16 protein-coding genes and 1 rRNA gene are annotated in these 20,338 nt (G+C 47.7%); 4 read left to right on the forward strand and 13 right to left on the reverse strand.

The features are described 5' to 3' along the window. From BVJ53_RS09035 to hslO, 4 genes are all read right to left on the reverse strand, one after another. Positions 1-125, reverse strand: a 16S ribosomal RNA gene (locus BVJ53_RS09035); the annotation flags it as partial. Between the two features lie 416 nt (positions 126-541). Beyond that, on the reverse strand, positions 542-2,041 hold the full coding sequence (gene lysS, locus BVJ53_RS09040; protein WP_191983441.1) for a lysine--tRNA ligase: 1,500 nt from the start codon (positions 2,039-2,041) through the stop codon (positions 542-544). 148 nt (positions 2,042-2,189) lie between these two features. Beyond that, positions 2,190-3,191: a tRNA dihydrouridine synthase DusB gene (gene dusB, locus BVJ53_RS09045; RefSeq protein WP_049170387.1), complete on the reverse strand. Its 1,002-nt coding sequence runs from the start codon at positions 3,189-3,191 to the stop codon at positions 2,190-2,192. Positions 3,192-3,253: 62 nt separating this feature from the next. Further along, positions 3,254-4,138 (reverse strand): Hsp33 family molecular chaperone HslO, encoded by an 885-nt coding sequence (hslO, locus tag BVJ53_RS09050; protein WP_129302134.1) that lies wholly within the window; start codon positions 4,136-4,138, stop codon positions 3,254-3,256. Between the two features lie 165 nt (positions 4,139-4,303). On the opposite strand from hslO, the gene BVJ53_RS09055 reads away from it, so the two are divergent. Further along, the gene (locus BVJ53_RS09055) at positions 4,304-4,555 is read left to right on the forward strand and encodes a hypothetical protein (RefSeq protein ID WP_191983442.1); all 252 of its coding nucleotides are present in this window, start codon (positions 4,304-4,306) and stop codon (positions 4,553-4,555) included. Between the two features lie 94 nt (positions 4,556-4,649). On the opposite strand, the gene ftsH is transcribed toward BVJ53_RS09055, so the two are convergent. The 9 genes from ftsH to pth all read right to left on the reverse strand — a co-directional run bounded on the left by ftsH (position 4,650) and on the right by pth (position 16,059). Continuing rightward, positions 4,650-6,782, reverse strand: coding sequence for an ATP-dependent zinc metalloprotease FtsH (ftsH, locus tag BVJ53_RS09060; protein WP_129302135.1), 2,133 nt, complete (start codon positions 6,780-6,782; stop codon positions 4,650-4,652). Between the two features lie 61 nt (positions 6,783-6,843). Next, on the reverse strand, positions 6,844-7,389 hold the full coding sequence (gene hpt / locus BVJ53_RS09065; RefSeq protein ID WP_087912839.1) for a hypoxanthine phosphoribosyltransferase: 546 nt from the start codon (positions 7,387-7,389) through the stop codon (positions 6,844-6,846). Beyond that, positions 7,389-8,696, reverse strand: coding sequence for a tRNA lysidine(34) synthetase TilS (tilS, locus tag BVJ53_RS09070; RefSeq protein ID WP_129302136.1), 1,308 nt, complete (start codon positions 8,694-8,696; stop codon positions 7,389-7,391). Before tilS ends, hpt begins: the two co-directional genes overlap by 1 nt. A gap of 100 nt (positions 8,697-8,796) precedes the next feature. Beyond that, positions 8,797-9,282 carry a S1 domain-containing RNA-binding protein gene (locus BVJ53_RS09075; protein WP_129302137.1) on the reverse strand — a complete coding sequence of 162 codons (486 nt, stop codon included), beginning with the start codon at positions 9,280-9,282 and terminating at the stop codon, positions 8,797-8,799. Between the two features lie 208 nt (positions 9,283-9,490). After that, positions 9,491-9,892 carry an FtsB family cell division protein gene (locus BVJ53_RS09080; RefSeq protein WP_129302138.1) on the reverse strand — a complete coding sequence of 134 codons (402 nt, stop codon included), beginning with the start codon at positions 9,890-9,892 and terminating at the stop codon, positions 9,491-9,493. A 92-nt stretch (positions 9,893-9,984) separates the two neighbouring features. Further along, the gene (locus BVJ53_RS09085; RefSeq protein WP_129302139.1) at positions 9,985-10,248 is read right to left on the reverse strand and encodes an RNA-binding S4 domain-containing protein; all 264 of its coding nucleotides are present in this window, start codon (positions 10,246-10,248) and stop codon (positions 9,985-9,987) included. Positions 10,249-10,252: 4 nt separating this feature from the next. Next, a complete protein-coding gene (locus BVJ53_RS09090; RefSeq protein ID WP_129302140.1) occupies positions 10,253-11,827 on the reverse strand; it encodes a putative polysaccharide biosynthesis protein in 1,575 nt (524 codons plus the stop codon). Between the two features lie 73 nt (positions 11,828-11,900). Continuing rightward, on the reverse strand, positions 11,901-15,428 hold the full coding sequence (gene mfd / locus BVJ53_RS09095) for a transcription-repair coupling factor (RefSeq protein WP_129302141.1): 3,528 nt from the start codon (positions 15,426-15,428) through the stop codon (positions 11,901-11,903). Between the two features lie 73 nt (positions 15,429-15,501). Further along, entirely contained in the window at positions 15,502-16,059 is a 558-nt protein-coding gene (gene pth, locus BVJ53_RS09100; protein ID WP_129302142.1) for an aminoacyl-tRNA hydrolase, read from the reverse strand. Between the two features lie 473 nt (positions 16,060-16,532). Between pth and BVJ53_RS09105 the strand changes: the two genes are divergently transcribed. The 3 genes from BVJ53_RS09105 to cbpA all read left to right on the forward strand — a co-directional run bounded on the left by BVJ53_RS09105 (position 16,533) and on the right by cbpA (position 20,103). After that, positions 16,533-17,540 (forward strand): L-lactate dehydrogenase, encoded by a 1,008-nt coding sequence (locus tag BVJ53_RS09105; protein ID WP_202864838.1) that lies wholly within the window; start codon positions 16,533-16,535, stop codon positions 17,538-17,540. A gap of 311 nt (positions 17,541-17,851) precedes the next feature. Beyond that, positions 17,852-19,222, forward strand: a complete 1,371-nt coding sequence (locus BVJ53_RS09110; RefSeq protein ID WP_129302144.1) for a L,D-transpeptidase family protein — start codon at positions 17,852-17,854, stop codon at positions 19,220-19,222. A 215-nt stretch (positions 19,223-19,437) separates the two neighbouring features. After that, positions 19,438-20,103, forward strand: a complete 666-nt coding sequence (gene cbpA, locus BVJ53_RS09115) for a cyclic di-AMP binding protein CbpA (RefSeq protein ID WP_010491258.1) — start codon at positions 19,438-19,440, stop codon at positions 20,101-20,103. The last annotated feature ends 235 nt before the right edge of the window (positions 20,104-20,338 follow it).

Here is a 20,338-nt window from a genome sequence, read left to right on the forward strand (position 1 = left end):
GTCCGCCACTCGTTTTAAGTCGAATCACAGTGCAAGCACCGTTCATCGACCAAAACTCGTTCGACTTGCATGTATTAGGCACGCCGCCAGCGTTCATCCTGAGCCAGGATCAAACTCTCATATAAATATGAGCTGTTCGAATAGCTCGATTTTTTGTTCTAGCGAATTGACTTCGCAAATGTTACTTTTTGCCTCGATACCGGAGTATCAAGGACCCTGCACATTTAAACGAAACTTTGTTCAGTTTTCAAAGGACGACCTTGTCAAAAGACAACTTTGATATATTATCACAGGCAAGCAATACCTGTCAATAACTTTTTCTGATGTTTTGAAGCGCACCAGCGTTGCTCATTTACGACGCTTATTATCATACCAACGGTTTGCGCCATCGTCAACAACTTTTTTAAATAAAAATACTATCCGGATATTATGTGTATCGTTAATCTTTTTCATTCGTAAAACAGCCTATATTAGTCTTGTTGATTACCTTATCTTTCGTAAAACAAAAAATGCCGCCACAATGGCGACAGATAAGTTTGGGTTATGGGCGTAATGTCGGAAACAAAAGAACATCGCGAATTGAAGGCGCATCTGTCAACAGCATGACTAGGCGATCGATGCCGATGCCTAATCCACCAGTTGGCGGCATGCCGTATTCCAGCGCCTCAACATAATCATCATCGATACCTTGTGCTTCTTCATTGCCGGCACTCTTCTCAGCGGCTTGGGCTTCAAAACGCTGACGCTGGTCAATTGGATCGTTCAATTCAGTGAAGGCATTGGCGTATTCTCCACCGCCAACGAAAAGTTCGAACCGCTCAACAAAACGTGGATCTCTAGGATTTTTCTTTGCTAACGGGGAGACTTCGATTGGATGTCCAGTAATGAAAGTCGGTTGAATCAGTGTTGATTCAACGAACTGGTCAAAGAAGGCACTGATAATGTGACCGACCTTCCAATAAGGCTCGTAATGGACATCATGTTGGTCTGCCAACTTGCGCGCATCATCCACGCTCATTTCAGGCCAAAAGTCCACGCCGGTTTTGTCTTTAATGGCATCTACCATATTAATGCGGGCAAACGGCGCATCTAAGTCGATGTTCATACCTTGATAGGTTAATTTCCCGGAATCAAGAACCTTATGGGCAGCGAAACGGAAAATGCCTTCAGTTTCAGTCATAACATCGGTCAGATCCCAATAGGCTGCATAGGTTTCAAGCTCGGTAAATTCCGGATTATGTTTGGTATCAATACCCTCATTGCGGAAAACGCGGCCAATTTCGTATACTCGTTCCATCCCACCGACGATAAGCCGCTTAAGATGCAACTCAAGCGCTATCCGTAAATACAGATCGATATCCAGTGCATTGTGATGCGTGATGAACGGACGGGCATTTGCGCCACCGGCCTGGTTATGCAACACAGGCGTCTCGACTTCAAGGAAGCCGTGGTTATCTAAATATTCACGAACAGCACTCACAATTTTGGTCCGTTTAACAAACCGGTCAAAACTGTCAGGGTTGGAAATAAGGTCCAAATAACGTTTGCGGTACTTCTGCTCAACGTCCGTCAAGCCATGCCACTTATCTGGTAATGGGCGTAATGCCTTAGCCAAATGGGTGACGTGATTGGCTTTGACCGTCAGCTCGCCGGAGTCGGTTTTCATGACTTCGCCACTGATGCCAAGAATGTCGCCAAGATCAGCCTTCTTGAAAATCATGTAGTTCTCATCGCCGACAACATCTTTACGAACGTAGATCTGCATTTTGCCACTACGGTCACGGATATCTGCAAATCCGACTTTTCCTTTACCACGTTTGGACATCATGCGTCCCGCAATCGTTACTTTCGGTTTTTCTTCAAGCAACGTTTCCTTGTCGTCTTCACCGAAATCCTCGCGCACTTGCGCTGCCGAGTGGGTTCGATCAAACCGATGACCGAATGGATCAATCCCTGCTTCGCGCAAGGCTTTCATTTTTTCTCGCCGCGCAATCATCTGATCGTTCATTTCTGGTTGCTGTCCGTTTTCCTTAGCCAACACATGTTCCTCCGTTCCAATTTATAGCACTCTTTGATGATGACAATTTTATTGCGAAAAAGCAACCTCCTACGCATTAAAAGACGCTCTCAATGATTGATTAGCTAACAAATCATCGCAGAACGTCTTTTTCGTCTAAAGCTCTAGTAAGTTAATGACTGCGCTGACGCTCGCGGGCGCGCGCCTCGGTCTGCTCAACAAAATCGTCAAAAATATGATTTACTTCAGCCTGCGTATCAACCATGTTAACGGCTGCCTTAGTCTTCGCCGAACGCGGGATACCCTTCAAATAATAAGCTGCCTGCATCCGGAATTCACGCACGGCCTGATGCTCACCGTGTAAGTCAACCAACCGTTGCAGCTGTAACTTGGCAGTCGCAATTTTCTCTCGAGGCGTTGGTTCCGGGATTAACTCGCCGTCATCTAAATATGCTGCCATCTGTTTTAAGACCCATGGATTTCCTAACGCTGCGCGGCCAACCATCACGGCATCGGCACCGACTTCTTCAAGCATGCGTTTGGCATCTTGCGGTGTCCGTACATCGCCATTGCCCATGAACGGGATCGTTAAATGTTGCTTAACTTCTTTTAAAATATTCCAGTCCGCGTGTCCGGAATAAAGTTGCTTACGCGTACGGCCATGCATCGCAAGCGCTGCTGCACCGCCACGCTCGGCCGCCAGCGCATTTTGAACCGCATAAATGTGATCTTCATCCCACCCGGTTCGCATCTTGACGGTAACCGGTTTGGAAACAGCATCGGTGACTGCCGCGACCATCTCATAAACCTTTTCCGGATCCAGCAACCAATGAGCACCTGCGTCAGTTTTAGTGACTTTAGGAACCGGGCAGCCCATATTGATGTCAATAATATCAGCAGCAGTATTCTGGTCGATGAACTTCGCCGCATTGACTAACGTTTCTTTGGTTCCGCCAAAAATCTGAATCGAAATTGGATGTTCCCGCGGATCCACAAACATCATACTCAATGTTTTCTTATTTTTGTACATAATTCCGCGGTCACTGATCATTTCGCACACAACCAGACCAGCACCGAATTCTTTGGCGGTTACCCGAAAGGCCGCATTGGTAACCCCGGCCATTGGGGCAACAACGAGTCGATTGGGAATTTCAACATTGGCAATATGCCACATACAAGCCACCTCTTTCTTGCTTTCGCGATGCTAACTTTACTTAAAATAAGCAAAAATCGCAACTATTCGTGTCGGGCTACTAACGCTTCGAGATCCGCAACACTGTAATGATACTGATTACCGCAAAACTTGCAGGTCGTCTCCGCGCCGCCATCTTCATCGATCATTTCTTGTAACTGATCATGCGGCAAGGTTGCCATGATATCACCAAAATGGGCTTTAGAACAGTTACATGCAAATCGCAGTGACCGGGTATCCAAGAATTGAACCGGCGCGTCACCGGCGATACGTTGAATAATCTGTTCCGGTGTCAGGCCGCTTTTTAACATTTCCGATACAAGCGGCAATGTTTTGACGTTGGCTTCCAGTGCGGCCAGTTCCGCATCATCGGCGCCTGGTAATGCCTGCAACATGAAGCCGCCAGCGACTTGAACCGAGTTGTCGGCGTTGACAAAAACGGACAATCCCACCGCGGCAGGAATTTGTTCCGATTTGGCCAAATAATACGTAAAGTCCTCGGCTAATTCACCTGATACAAGCGGTACTTGGCCGGTAAATGGTTCGCCGACCCCGATATCTTTGGTGACCGCAAGCATGCCATGTTTACCGACAGCACGGGCGACGTCGATTTTTCCGACAAGGTTGAGCGGCAAACTGACATGCGGCTCTTGCACATAGCCGCGAACCGTGCCAATCTCTGTGCCATCGGTGATGATAGAACCAACTGGGCCATCCCCTTTAATGCGCACCGTCAGTAAGTCGTCACGGTTTTTTAATCCGGACACAGCCAGTAACGCGGTTGCCACCAGCGTCCGCCCCAGTGCCGCCGACGCTGCGCTCCAGGTATCATGGCGGCGTTGTGCCTCACGCACCGTCTCCGTTGCATCAACTGCGAAAATTCGAAAATGGGTATCGCGCGACAATGCGCTCGCGATGTAATCACTCATGTTGGATCCTCTTTCCTGAAAATTAAACGTGCCTATTCTACCAAAATTGGGCGTTATTGAAAAGTCAGTGTACTCATCAGGAAAAATGCCTTGGATTTAATTGGTCCGGAAGTTGAGTATAAGTCTGCTCAAATAATTGGGTATTCGCATTTTTCGTGAGGCGGTATGCTGGCAGCAGCCAGTTTAGTTCCGATTTTACAAATGCGAAAGATGATTGTCCTCCCCACGCCGACGTTACTTTGGTCGGCCGATCCGTGTTTTGACGAAAACGGGCCGATCAATTCCGCTTCTGAGAACAGTCAGCATTTTGCCCGGCGCTTGTACGAGACGATGCACGATATTGGCTTTTTTAAGGAACGTCCGTACCAACCACTAGGTAGCGATACAGCAGTTAACCAAACCTTGACGCCAAAATGAATCAAACCACAGCTGAGCTCTGGCATTTTCCATGATAATGTGTAACAAAAAACACCGCCAACTTAGGCAGTGTTTTTTGTTACACTTGTGGATTCTAATGCTCATTGTTGTTTGAAGAATCATTGTCAGGCGACGTATCGTCTGGCTTTTCTACGCCGTCTGTCTCATCATCTTGGCTTGCCTGATCTTGGTTTGCCTGTGAATCAGCTCCGGACTTAGCACTAGCTTCTTCATTTGCTTGTTTTTCTTTGTCCCTGTGTTCAAGCGCTGCCTTTGACTCTTCAAAGGTAGCGGCCTTTTCACTTGGAAATTCGTCTTGATCACGTTCGGGCATCTTGCCATCGTTGAACAAGCTGAGGATTTCCTTTTCGTTCAAGGTTTCATACTTGAGCAAGGCTTCAGCAATCAGCTTGTGCTGCTGACGGTGGGCCTGAATAATCTCGTAAGCCTGCTTATGGGCTTCATCAATGATCCGCCGCACTTCATCGTCAATCGCAGTCGCTGTGGTTTCAGAATACGGTGGTGTTTGACCATACTGGGCACCAACGAATGGCTGGCCTTCGGTTTCAAGCTGAACTGTTCCCAAGCGATCGGACATCCCGTACTGGGTGACCATACTCCGGGCAATTTGTGTTGCTTGTTCAAAGTCATTGGACGCCCCTGTAGATTCGACCCCGAAGATAATTTCTTCGGCAGTCCGTCCACCAAGTAAGCCGACAATCTGTTCGGTCAGTTCCTTCTTCGTCAGCAAGAACTGATCTTCTTTTGGCAGTGTAATCGCATATCCGCCAGCGCGGCCACGTGGAATAATCGTAACCTTACGCACAGTTCGCGAATCGCTTAAGACCAGACCGACAACCGCGTGTCCGGCTTCGTGGAAGGCCACCATGTTGCGTTCTTTTGGACTGATGACCCGGTCTTTCTTCGCCGGACCGGCAATGACCCGGTCCTCGGCTTCGTCCACATCAGCAGCGTCAATAGCTTTTTTGCTACGTCTTGCGGCAACCAAGGCCGCTTCATTCAGCAAGTTCTCCAGATCGGCCCCGACAAAACCAGGCGTTTGTCGTGCAATTTCTTTAAGGTCAACATTCGATGCGAGCGGTTTATTTTTTGCGTGCACTTTCAAAATCGCTTCACGACCCTTAACATCCGGCCGGCCAACCAGAATCTTCCGGTCAAATCGGCCTGGACGCAGCAACGCCGGATCAAGGACATCAGAACGGTTCGTTGCGGCAATGACAATCACGCCTTCATTACCAGTAAACCCGTCCATTTCAACCAGCAACTGGTTCAATGTTTGCTCACGTTCATCATGGCCGCCGCCCATTCCGGCGCCACGCTGACGACCAACAGCATCAATTTCATCGATGAAGATGATCGAAGGCGCTGCTTTTTTGGCTTGGTCAAAAAGATCACGAACACGGGAAGCCCCAACACCCACGAACATTTCAACAAAGTCAGAACCAGAAATTGAGAAGAATGGCACACCGGCTTCACCGGCAACCGCCTTGGCTAGCAAAGTTTTACCAGTACCAGGAGGACCCTCGAGCAGTACACCGGCTGGAATGCGGGCACCCAACGCTGAGAATTTCCGCGGATCTTTCAGGAACTCTACCACTTCAACCAGTTCCTGTTTCTCTTCTTCAGCACCGGCAACATCGGAGAAACGCACTTTGTTGGCATTTTTATCTGCCTGCTTAGCACGTGACTTGCCAAAACTCATCACCCGGCCAGAGCCTCCGCCTTGACCCGCCTGATTCATCATCATGTAGAAGAAGATCATCATGATGACAATCGGCACAACCGTGATCAGCAGGCTAAACCAGACCCCGGACTGTGATTCTTCCTGAGTGTCTGTTTTAACATTGTGGGCACTGCTCATTTTCTGAATCTGGCTCAGAGTCGCGTCGTTCGTTGGAATATAGGTGGAGAACTTCGTCACCTTGGTCGTCTGATTGCCAAATAAACTCAGTGAATTATTCGCACCGGAAGACTTCTGGGCCTTCTTATATTCGCCACTGACTTTGTAGACGCCGCCAGCTGGCTGGAGCGAATAACTCTTGACATTGTCCTTCTTTAATTCGGACATAAAGGTGCTTGTTTCAATTTCTTGGGACGATGTTGTCCCATTATCGCGCATATAATACGCAAAACCGGTGACCAGCAACACAAAAATAATGATATACGTTAGTGTGCTACTGAACAGGCCGTTTTGTTTTTTCTTCATTTAGAACCTCCGGCAACATTCAATTAGTACCTTATATACTACCACAAACACGGCGCACAGATTAAGATTTTGCCGCGTAGACTTCTGGTTTTAATACCCCAATATAAGGCAAATTACGATAACGTTCTGCGTAATCCAAACCATAACCGACCACAAACTCGTTAGGCACCGTGGTTCCTACGTAATCTGCCTGTACATCTACGACGCGTCCCTCCGGCTTGTCCATTAAGGCGCAAATCCGGACTGACTTCGCTTTACGGGTTTTGAAGATATCAGTTAGGTATTTCAGGGTTCGACCGGTATCCACAATATCTTCTACGATCAAAACGTTCCGATCCTTCACACTTGCGTCAAGATCCTTAATAATTTTGACTTCGCCACTAGATTCGGTCGCGTCACCGTAACTAGACACATCCATAAAGTCGAGTTCCATATAGTCATCAATCTCACGTACAAGATCGGTCATGAACATAATGGCACCCTTTAAGATGCACACCACTAAAGGATTCTTCCCTGCGTAATCGCGCTTGAGTTCAGCGCCAAGCCGCGCCGTGATGGCATGAATGTCGTCTTGAGAATACAACACCTTTAAAATATCGGGATTCATCATCTATCCTCACTTTTGTCAACATCTGGCGAGTGCACCAGTACAACATGGAGTATATCAGTTTGAGCTGGACGCGACAATCGTTCTAAAGGCTGACCTTCAATCCAAAAAACCTGATGGTCCTGCGCCAATAAAAGTAATTGACCTCGTTGACTTGCCGGCACTTTTTCATTAATAAAAAAACGTCGCAGTTTCTGGGTCACACCATTTGGCAGCCGAACTTGATCGCCGGCTTGACGGGTACGCAATGTCACTGGTAACCGCACCCGTACCGGCACGCCTTCATCATGCGCTCCTTCCGCCTGCAAACTAAACGTTCCTCGCGGGGTTTTCACAGTCTGACCGATGTGCGTGAACGTCACTGGCGTCATTGTCGGTTGCAAAAGCAGCTTCCTGATCCGGCCATTCTGAACGGCAATGGTAACACCGGCACCAAGGTCAAAGCGGTGTTCATTTTGGGCAAATAAATGACTCATAACCTCTGGCAGTGTCTTTTCGTCAGTTTCTGGCTGCCACTGGCGCAACATTCTTTTTAAAAGCACATGCTGCGCCGCTTTTGGCAGACGCGTTGCTGCTTGCCAGTCAATCGTCACCGGATCCACTTGCAGCCGCTGCAGCCACCGACTGACTTCAGCATCGGCCAGTGCCAGTATCCCTGCCTGCTCCACCGTAAACCGTTGAATGTGCGCCAATAATTGCGGATTTTGCTTCTTATATGCCGGAATGACCTCATGGCGCAATTGATTGCGGGCATAACGCGTATCGGTATTCGAAGCATCATCACGAAAATCAATGTGGTGCGCTTGTGCATATGCCCGGATCTCGGCCTTACTATAACTTAACAACGGGCGAACCAACCGTTTCCCATGCCAAGACTGATCCGCCCGAATGCCAACCAACGCGGCCGGATCACCGGAACGTCCTAGTCGAAACAAGACCGTTTCAAGTTGGTCATCGGCATGATGGGCAGTCATGACCACCGCTACATGATGGGCTTCGGCACTTGCAGCCAAAAAATCATAGCGTGCCTGTCGTGCTGCCGCTTCACTCACAGCATCCATTGTCTTGCGATGCCAAACACCAGTGACAACGGGAACATGGTACTGCGCTGCGGTTGCCACCACAAACGCCTGCTCCTGCTGGCTTTCTGGCCGCAAGCGGTGGTCAAAAGTTGCCACAATCACATCCAAATCCGGTGCCCGAACCGCCAGATCCAACAGCACCATTGAGTCAACGCCGCCGGAAACGGCCACAAGCACGCGAGTATGTGGTGCAAAGCCGAATGTTTGAAAAAGTTTCGGGCCCATACGTCTCCTCCACGCTAACCTCGTTTCACTATTAACAGTTAAAAAAGCAATCCAAGAAAATAGGCCCAGAACAAATCATGATTTGTCCCAGACCCGATTTCTAACTGCGCCGACCACCCCGGCCGCCGCGTTTGCCCTCGGTATTCCGGCGAAGAACGCTTAACCGATCTTCGCTTTCTTTCAAATAGCCAGACATCATCGCGTCAAAATCACCTTTAGCCGGTTGCTGAGCTTTATGGCCAAAATGATTACCGCCATTGCGGGCACCACCTTGGAAACGATTATTACCCTGATGCGGCGAAGACACTTGCCGGCCTTCATGATGATTACTCTCATGTTCACGCTGTTGCGGCTTATCAACCGCTTTCCGGATAGACAGACCAATCTTACCATCTTGGATCGAAAGAACTTTAACCGTCACCGGTTCGCCAACATGCAACACATCATGAATATCTTTGACATAAGCATCAGAGACCTCGCTGATATGCACCAACCCGGTTTTACCATCGCCCAACTCAACGAATGCACCGAATTTCGTGATCCCGGTAACCTTACCAGTCACTTTCGTACCAACTTCAACTGCCATAAAAAAAGAAGTCCTCCTAATTAAATGTGTCTATAAGTATAGCATGGGTAACAAGACACGCAAGCAGCGCGTGACCCCGTCGCCATAAAAACCGTATGCCACTCGCGCACCCATCAAGCATACCACTCAATCACAAACCAACAAACTACCGAAGTTTGGCAGGACCCCTTCACCGACATAAAAACTGCGCCAATCTGGGTTAAAAGGTTCACTGACTGACATTCAGATTCGGGATCTTATTGGCTTTATCCGGCAGATTGAAAATCACCTCGCCGGGTTTTGAATATAAATATTTCTCTCGAATCAATTTGGCCGTGTAGTCATCATTGTGGAGTTGATCAACCTGGACTTTAAGTGCCGCTTTGTTTGCTTCCAGCTTTTTCAAATTGGCTTTGGCCTTAGTCACGGCATGATTGGTCTCACCTAATGCCATTTGCGTCCGAACCAAACTAAACCCGCCCAGCCCAAGAATTACCATCATCAGAATCAGCAAATTCCGAATGCGTTTCATATGTACCGCGTGTGCCCGGGACTTGGGCGCATGCTGCTTTTTTGTTGTATGCTCACGCGTATAAGCATTATTTAATTGACTGATATTATTCTTTGGCATCTGATCACATCCTCGTTTTCACCAGCCACGTATTACGACTTCAGTAAACCAAGTATAACAAATCAAAGGGGTTACAGACCAACAAATCCGCATTAAAATGTTTCTTTATAATTTTCTTTCAGAACCGTGTACATGTCTGCCGCATCGTTTTTCTTGGTTGTTTCGACCAGATCATCGACACGCACCGTCAGCGTTTTGTTACCAAAGTTAATGACCAGTGTGTCCCCTACATTGACGTCACTACTGGACTTGGCAACTTTACCATTAATCGTGATGCGTCCTTTGTCGGCAATTTCTTTTGCCACAGTGCGTCGTTTGATGATTCGGGAAACTTTGAGAAACTTGTCTAACCGCATATCTTTACCTCGCTTTTAGTTTTCGTATAAATCTTAAATATTTTTTACCACCCGGCAGGTCAAGCACTTCGCGTAATGTCAAGAGTTTGAACCAAGTGCCTGTCAGTAAGAAGACGATGACACCGAGGATCACGCCTAATAAGGTAACGCCAAGCGCAACCAGCCGTGAGCTCAATGGAATCCACCCCACTGCCAGGTAAACCGTCACCACCATGAGGCCGGTCACCACAAGCAATTTTGGCACAAACAGCCGCAGCGCACTTCTGCCTTTGATCGTCTCAGGAACGGCATAATAAATCAAGCAAAGGATCACACCCAATGCCAGAATCGTCGCACCACTAGCCCCGGCCGTCCCAAACCGGGCAACCAGCAGCTGATTAATCCCAGCTTTAATCAAAATGCCGATGAGCAGTGCCACGCTAATGCCCTTGTACCGATCCAGACTCTGCAAGATAGCGTTATACGCGTTGATCATAGCAACAACAGCGATCGCAATGGCATACAATTGTAAAACAAACGCGCCTGCAGTATCGCCAAAAAGCAGTAAATCAATGGCCGGCATCAAGACTACCAGTCCGGAAGTCGCTGCGAGCGCAAAGGCTAAATTAAAATGCACCAATTCTGCACCACGTTGAATAAATTGTCGGCGTTGCTGCAGCTGACGCGCCTGGGTCAAACTAGGCAGTAACGTCGTAGATAACGAAGATGCCACCACAAGTCCTAACTGGACAAGGGGTTGGCCACGATCATAGACCCCCTTCAAACTTTTAGCCGTTGCCATGGCAATACCAGAACTTGTCAACCCTTTTGTCACCGTGAAGCTGTCAACCAATTGTAATAAAATCAACAATGCGGCATACAGTGTAATGGCGCCGCCTTCACGAACAAAGCGGCTAATCAGGTGAGCATATGCCTGCATGCCGGTGAAACGAAAGTGACGGTGACCAAAAATCCGGTGGTACGGCCGCCACAATGTCAGCATCGCTGCCAGGCCGCCAAAAAATGCACCGCTCATCGCAATGGCGCCCATCTGGTAGACACTCCAATGATATTGGACGAACCACCACGCGGCCAATAAGATCACGCCAACTCGAACAATCTGCTCAACGACTTGGCTTGTGGCCGTTTTCACCATATCAAAGGTGCCTTGAAAATAGCCGCGTCCTGTCGCCAAAACTGGCATTGTCAGGAACATAAACGCCACGATCTGGATTAACGGCAATAGGTCCGGATCAGCCATCGCGCGGGCAATTTCTTGACCAAAAAACTCAAGTCCCAAAAACAACGCCCACGAAACCCAGTTCAAAATCACATTGCTTTGATGAGCCACCGTTAATTTAGCTTCGTCACCGTCAGCTTCAGCAACAAGTTTGGAAATATAAACCGGAAATCCGGACAACGCAAACGTCATCCCCAAACCGTAAATAGGGTAGATTTGTTGATAAGCGTAAAAGCCCGTGTCGCCAACCATATTCTGAAATGGCACCCGGTAAACTGCGCTGAGAATCTTGGCAATCAGCGAACTGAGGCTCAAAATCCACGCACCGCGCATTAAATATTTCATTTGTTGATTATGCATGGTGGTCTCCTATCAACATGGCCACGCCTGAACGCCTTTTTTGCAAGGTGGGCTGTTGGCCAACAGTGAGGCGTTAAGCTGCCGGTTTCTTTTCCGGCTGGGGATTGACAACCTTCACCAATCCTTGCATAAAGGCAGTTAACTCCGCCAACCACGTGTCGGCCTGCATGGCTTTCGGAATCATCAGGGTTACGGTCAACTTACCATCAGCAATGCCAACTTGGGCTTTAAGTGTGGTTGCGGCCAACGCCTTAAAAATAGGTTCGCCTTGTGCTTTAGTGGTTGCTTGCGGCGATAACACAACCGCAACTTTTTGATCGGTCTTTTGCACGCTATTGACCCATGCCAAGTCGGCAAACCGTTTGAGATGCGCAATTGCAAGCAAGTTGGTCACCGGCTGCGGATAGTCGCCGAATCGATCAATCAAGTCTTCGCTGATTTCCGCTTCGGCTTCATCACTATTGGCTTCACGAATCCGCTTATACAGTTCGATCTTTTGTCGCGAATCAGCCACATAGTCGGTCGGCAGATAAGCCTCCAGACCCAGATCAATTTCAGCATCGGTTTTTTGCGCCGTTTTAATCCCCCGCCGTTTATTCACTGCTTCTTGGAGCATCTGAGTATATAGATCATAGCCCACCGAATCGATGAAGCCGTGTTGTTGCTTACCCAACAAATTGCCGGCACCGCGAATCGACAGATCACGCATCGCAATTTTGAAGCCGCTGCCTAATTCCGTAAAATCTTTAATCGCCTGTAACCGTTTTTCCGCTTCCTCATTCAGCACTTTCATCGGCTGATACATAAAGTAGGCATACGCCACCCGACTCGATCGGCCGATTCGTCCGCGCAGTTGATATAACTGGGATAGGCCGTAATGATCGGCATTTTCGATGATTAACGTATTTGTATTCGGCATGTCGACGCCGGTTTCGATAATCGTCGTCGTCACCAGCACATCATAGGCACCATGCAGAAAATCATAAATGACATTTTCCAGTTGGGTTTCGGTCATCTGACCATGAGCATAGCCAACACTGGCATCCGGCACCAGCTCTTCCAATTGACTCACGGTGCGCTCCATATCTTCCACCCGATTATGCAGGTAAAAGACCTGGCCGCCGCGTTCAATTTCGCGCTCAATTGCTTCACGAATGACCCCGGGATTTTGCTCCATGACAAACGTTTGAATCGGATAACGATTAGTCGGCGGCGTCTCGATAACACTCAGATCACGCACACCGAGCATCGACATATTCAAGGTACGCGGAATAGGCGTCGCCGTGAGCGTTAAGACGTCCACGTTGCTTTTCAGCTGTTTGATGCGTTCTTTATGCTTAACGCCAAACCGTTGCTCTTCATCGATGATCAGCAAACCAAGATCACGAAAAGCCACATCTTTTGACAACAAACGGTGCGTGCCAACGACAATGTCAATCGTGCCATTTTTCAATCCTTTGATCGTCTCTTTGTTTTGATGCGGTGTCTGGAAACGGGATAACAGCCCGACTTTAATCGGAAAATCAGCAAAGCGTTCTTTCATGGTATCAAAATGCTGTTGCGCCAAAATCGTAGTCGGCACCAAAATGGCCACCTGCTTGCCATAATCAATTGCTTTAAAAGCCGCCCGTAAAGCAACTTCGGTTTTGCCAAAGCCGACATCACCCACAAGTAAGCGATCCATCGATTTCGGTTTTTCCATGTCGCGTTTGATTTCCTTGGCTGACCGCAACTGATCCGGCGTTTCCGGATAAGGAAATTCGTCTTCGAACTTTTGCTGTAAATCGTCATCCGGGCCAAATGCATAGCCTTTTTCTGCTTCACGTTTGGCGTATAAGTCAATCAACTCATCCGCAATGTCTTCAATGCGGGCCGCTACTTTACGCTTGGTCTTCTGCCATTCAGCGCCGCCTAACTTGTTGACGCTTGGTGCCTTGCCGTCAGCGGAAACATACTTTTGCACCAGATTCAGTTGGTCAACCGGAATAAAAAGCTTGTCGTTATTGCGATAGACGATGGTGATGTAGTCACGATGAACCCCATCAACTTCCATTGTCTCCATACCGGTATACTGCCCAATCCCATGATTAACATGCACCACATAATCGCCGGGCTTCAGCTCGTTGTAACTTCGCAGTCGTTCCGTATTAGCCAGTGTCTGGTGCCGTGCTCGCCGTCGCTGCCGAGCATTAAACAACTCGTGCTCGGTGACAACAACCAGCTTCATGTCCGGTAGTTCAAACCCATTCTTCAAACTGCCTTCCGTCAATTGAACCTGACCCGGCAGCAAATGATTGGGTTCGGTCAAAACATTGCTAATGTCAAAATCTTTCAACGTTCCGCTCAGCTTATCTTGGCGATTTTTGTCCGCGATCAAGAAAACCACGGTTTGTTTTTGTTTCACCCAGCGATCGGTTTCTGTTTTGAGCAACGGCATTTGACTAAAGAACTGTTGGACATTACGACTCGGAACATTGGTCAGGCTATCAAGCCGCAACTGTCCCATCCCTTTTTGAAAAAGGCTCAAATACAGTCGCGGATGCGGTTCATGCTGATTGAGTTCTTGAATTTTAGGATTAGGCGTCTTGGGCAGCAACCGGCCTTCTGTTTGCAACTGAGCGTACCACTCTGCGGTTTCCTGGACTAAATGGGTATCACTATCCAGTAACCTACTGTAATCGTCAAAGGCAACAAGTGCATTCGGTGCGAGGTAGTCGGTGATACGCTGATGTTCCGGATAAAGTTCCGGTGCATACAGTGCCAGATTTTTCGGCCGCTCCAGTGCCTGTAGCTGCTGGCCTGTGGTTAAAAGTCCGTCGGTGATAGCTTGTTTGGTATCGGCATCTTTGACCTTGGTCTTATACGCCGTTGCCTGCTTCACCAGACGCTCACCGGTCGCACTCAGCACCTGATCTGACGCGATCATATCGGTTGCCGGTGAAATCACGATGCGCGTCAGCTTTTTCAAACTGCGCTGTGTCGCAATGTCAAAAGTACGAATCGAATCGACGTCCGTATCAAATAACTCGATACGAACCGGATCATCCTGATTTAGCGGATAGACATCAATAATACCACCGCGAATGGCAAATTGCCCTGGGGCACTGACCAGTGAATCGCGGCGATACCCCATTGCAATTAGTTGTTTGGCAACATCTTGCGGCTCAAGCTCTGAATCCATATCGATCGTTAACTCACTAGCTGCCCAAACAGCCGGTGCCGGTAAGATGCGTTTATACCCGGCCAGGCTGGTCACAATAATGCCGGGTTTGCCGCTTTGCAAGAAAGTAAGTGCATTAATCCGATCATTGCGGGTTTCCGGTGAGCTCACCGCGACTTCGGCAGCCAGCACGTCCTCCACCGGAAAATCATAAACCAACGCATCACCTAATAAACTGCTCAAATCAGCCGCTAATTCATCTGCATGAAAGCGGTTGTTCTCGACAATCAGCAGCTGTTGTTGACGTTGTTTCAAGAGTGCGCCAAAAAAGACCGTCTTGGCCGAACCCGAAAGCCCTGTCACCAAATGACGGCCGGTTTTGAGTTTAGGCCATAATGCCGACAGTTCTGGATCTGCCTGCACCATGTCGATCAAATTCATCGCTTCACCTACTTCTTTCTTCTACTAAGTTTACCTAATCAATCCCGTGCGATCGCCGCCAAGCAGCTAACTTTTAATTAAACTTATTCATCAGTTGCGAAAAAGGCATGCCATTTAGCCAGTCTTCCAATGCATCATCTGCTCTGGTAACTGCATCATCGATCGTTGGCTGATCGGCTTGGGAAAAAGGCGTGAGCACCCAATCAACAACGCGCTGGCGCTGAGGGTGTTGAATGCCGATTTTTAACCGGTAAAATTCATCGCTGCCAGTCGCGCTGATAATATCCTTGATCCCATTATGACCGCCAGCTGAACCACGTTGCCGCAACCGCAACTTGCCCAGCGTCAGATCCATGTCATCATGAACCACCAGAATTTCGTCTAACCGAATTTGATAGAACATCATTAGTTCGCGCACTGCCCGCCCTGAAGCATTCATATAAGTCTGCGGCTTAACCAAAAACACTTTTTCATCATGAATCCGGGTAGTAGCCGTGGCAGCATCAAATTCGAGCTTATCAAGTTTGAGCCCCAAACGTTTAGCTAGTCCGTCAACGACCATAAAACCCATGTTGTGTTTGGTTCCTGCATATTTTCGCCCGGGATTACCCAGACCAACGATCATTTTCATTTTGTCTCCTCATAAATAAAGCTTTTTTCTCACTGACTACCGGATATGCGCAAATGGCACCATTTTGACGGTGCTAGCAAGCTGCAGCCGTTTTTATGCGTCTATTCTTGCATAACCAAGCCAAGCGAAGAACGCCAAACACTACCCAACATCACTGAGTTAATCGTTTGGTGTCACTTCGCTATGCACCGTCATCCACATACTGGACATGAATTTCTATTAGTAAGCAGTATAACACATCAGAACCAATTAACTGTGCACATCCTTTTTGTGAACTGTTAAGCTTTTACTCCTCGTGAAAATCGATCATGCAAGCGTTTTCGTTCCTGAAAGCGAGCTTGTCACAGGATTCACAAGCCTTGCTATTGTAAGGCTGAGCGCGACTTTTTAACCATGCAAAATTATGAAAAAGTCTGCCAATTTTGTTTCGGCGAATTGATAATGTGTTATACTCACAATGAAATGCAGTTTGCATGCACATAAGAAAGGATGATATCACCGTGGCAAGTATTACGGATAAGGATCACCAAAAAGTTATTCTCGTTGGTGACGGCGCCGTTGGTTCAAGTTATGCCTATGCAATGGTATTGCAAGGTATTGCACAAGAAATCGGAATCGTTGACATTTTTAAGGACAAGACGAAAGGCGACGCGATTGATTTAAGCAACGCGCTGCCATTCACCAGCCCAAAGAAGATTTATTCTGCTGAATACAGCGATGCCAAGGATGCTGATCTGGTTGTTATCACTGCTGGTGCTCCTCAGAAGCCAGGCGAAACCCGCTTGGATCTGGTTAACAAGAACCTGAAGATCTTAAAGTCCATTGTTGACCCGATTGTGGATTCCGGTTTTAATGGTATCTTCTTGGTTGCTGCCAACCCAGTTGATATCTTAACCTATGCAACTTGGAAGCTTTCCGGCTTCCCGAAGAACCGCGTTGTTGGTTCAGGTACTTCATTGGACACCGCGCGTTTCCGTCAATCCATTGCTGAAATGGTTAACGTTGACGCACGTTCGGTTCACGCTTACATCATGGGTGAACATGGTGACACTGAATTCCCTGTATGGTCACACGCTAACATCGGTGGCGTTACCATTGCCGAATGGGTTAAAGAACATCCAGAAATTAAAGAAGACAAGCTTGTTAAGATGTTTGAAGACGTTCGCGACGCTGCTTACGAAATCATCAAACTCAAGGGCGCAACCTTCTATGGTATCGCAACTGCTTTGGCCCGTATTTCCAAGGCTATCCTGAACGATGAAAATGCTGTTTTGCCACTGTCCGTTTACATGGACGGTCAATATGGCTTGAACGACATCTACATTGGTACCCCGGCTGTGATCAACCGCAATGGTATCCAGAACATTCTGGAAATTCCATTGACCGACCACGAAGAGGAATCCATGCAGAAATCTGCTTCACAATTGAAGAAGGTTCTGACCGATGCCTTCGCAAAGAACGACATCGAAACCCGTCAGTAATCGTCATCAAGACTGAACTATAGAACAGCCGGGCACCTGCCTGGTTGTTCTTTTTTTAATCCCGAAAAGCAACTAGAAACTTTAGGGAGGAATTTCTCTTGCTTGGTAGCATCGTGAAAGTATCATGTTTTTTTAAAGCCCCCAGATGCCGCTACGTTAAGGAGTGGCAAGATCACAGTGCTTATCACTGAGCGAGGCATGCTGCTTTTAATTTTCGGCTTGTTACCCTATAATAGGCAGAAACAATGTCATTTTTTGAGGAAGTGCTTGCTACGAAACAGAAACACATAAGGAGCAGGAGGCAGCAATCAGTGAATAAGAATAAACGGTGGCTCCTCATTGTCGGCGCGTTAGTCGTTCTTCTAGGCGGATTTTATATCGTCCGAAGCATACACTATCGCGATCATTTTTTGCCTAACACGGAAATCCTCGGAATTGATGTTTCTGGTCAATCTGTTGACGCAGCTAACCAGAAACTGGTACAACAGTTCAACGAACGTCAATATACTTTTGTTGAAAACGATAAAAAAGTCTTGAAAGTTAAGGGTCACGCTTTGGGATTGAGCCAGGATTTCAAAAAGGGCCTCAATCAGGCACTCAACAAACAAAACCCATGGCTGTGGACCACCTCTATTTTTGCAGGTCAAAAGGCTCACGCTGATGAGGATCCTTCGATTAACAGCGTGGCGTTAAAACAGTTTGCGGATACAACTGCCGCCAAACTGAACCAAGGACGCCAGGAGCCGGTTAATGCCAAACTCGTTGCGGATGGCACCCAGTTCAAGATTCAAAAAGAAGTCAACGGTAATCAGATTGACGCCGATAAACTCGCAAAGACGGTGACAACCGCCTTGGATAATCACCGACAGACTGTTAATTTAGCTGACACGTACAAAAAGCCGACTGTTAAGGCGTCTGACAGCAGCCTGCAAACGACTGAAAGAGACATGAATAAACTTGCCGCAACCAAGGTATCCTTGCAGATTCAGTCCAAGACCGTCACAGTTCCTCAAGCAACCGTGATGAGCTGGGTGACCAATGACAATGGCAAGGCAACCGTCTCCAGTCAGGCGATCACCAATTATGTTTCGACGTTGTCACAGCAATACAGCACCATTAATAAGACCCGCCAGTTTAACACGCAACAGCAAGGCACGGTTTCGGTTCCCGCCGGCACGTATGGCTGGAGCATTAATGTCACCTCAACTGCAGCGATGATTCTCGCCAGCGTCAAAGCCGGACAGGATCTTAACAAGGAAGTCGTCCACAGCGGTTCAGGTTATGCGACTGACGGCGACATCGGTAACACTTATGTTGAAGTGTCGAAAGAAAAACAACACGAATGGTATATCAAAGACGGGAAAGTGGTCATGGATTCCGATATTGTGACTGGCAAACCGAACCAGGCAACCCCATCCGGCGTTTTCTACGTTTGGTCGAAACAGCGTAATGCTACATTACGTGGCAAAAACGATGATGGTACCGACTATGCCAGCCCCGTTTCCTACTGGATGCCAATAGATTACACGGGTGTCGGCCTTCATGACAGTCCATGGCAACCTAAATACGGTGGTGACTGGTACAAAGAACACGGCTCGCATGGCTGTGTCAACAACCCGCCTGATTTCATGACGAAGTTATATGCGGCAGTAGATGAAGGAACACCGGTAATCATCTATTAAAATTTCCAATATTCAACATCTTAGTCAACCAAAAATTCAAATCGGCTCGTGAGACATCCCCGTCCCTTGAGCCGATTTTTTGTACCCAACTGTTAAGCAACCTCCGCTGTTGACTTTTTAACCGGAAAGACCGTTACACCGTCAAAAAACTATGGTATTATAGGACAAGATTAGAATATTTTAATAAAGTGTGTACCTGTGATGGAGGAAACGGCATGTTAATTAAATCGTTAGTATTAAAAAAGGAGTTCCTGACTACTGTCAAGGAAACGGTTACCCTTGAAGAAGCATTGAAGATCCTTGAAGACTCCGGTTTTCGTTGTGTGCCGATCCTGGATGAAAGCGGCACGATCTTCCGCGGCAATATTTACAAAATGCATATCTATCGCCATAAGTCCCAAGGCGGCGATATGAGTTTACCGGTTACTTATCTGCTGAAGAATGCTACCAAGACGATTCCGGTGAATGCCCCGTTCTTCAAAGTTTTCTTCAACATCAAGGATCTGCCGTACATTGCGGTTTTGGATGAAAATGCCAACTTCTACGGCATCCTGACACATGCAAAATTGCTTGGAATGTTGTCTGAAGCTTGGAACGTCGATGTTGGATCTTATGTTCTGACTGTGATGTCCACCGGTGAACGCGGCGACTTGGCGAAAATGAGCAAAATTTTGGCTAAGTACGTTTCCATCTCCGGCTGTATCACACTGGATGCCAAGCGCGACGAATTCGTCCGCCGAACCTTATTCACATTGCCAGCCGGGACAGATGAAAACACATTAAATGAAATTGTTTCCCGTTTGGAGAAGAAGAGCTTTCGCGTTGTTGAAATTGACGATTTGCAATCTGGACAGCCGATTCGGGTTGACGAAGAACTGTAATCCGGTGTCAACCACCACTGACTAAAGTCAGTGGCTTGTGAGCAAACACCCTTCTTACGAGCGCTTGAATCACAATTTGCACAGATACACCACTGCAGGCAGTTCGTAGAACTGCTTTGTCTTACACGGCAATTACCAGTGCCTTTAGCGTTCCCAGGTTGCCATAGGGACGAGCCTAATCAGGCTAATTTAGCAATACCTTTGATCAGTATGTTCTGCGCGGCATTGTGATCGC

Origin of the sequence: Lacticaseibacillus chiayiensis, from assembly GCF_004123795.1 — a bacterium.
In the GTDB taxonomy this organism is placed as follows: Bacteria; Bacillota; Bacilli; order Lactobacillales; family Lactobacillaceae; genus Lacticaseibacillus; species Lacticaseibacillus chiayiensis.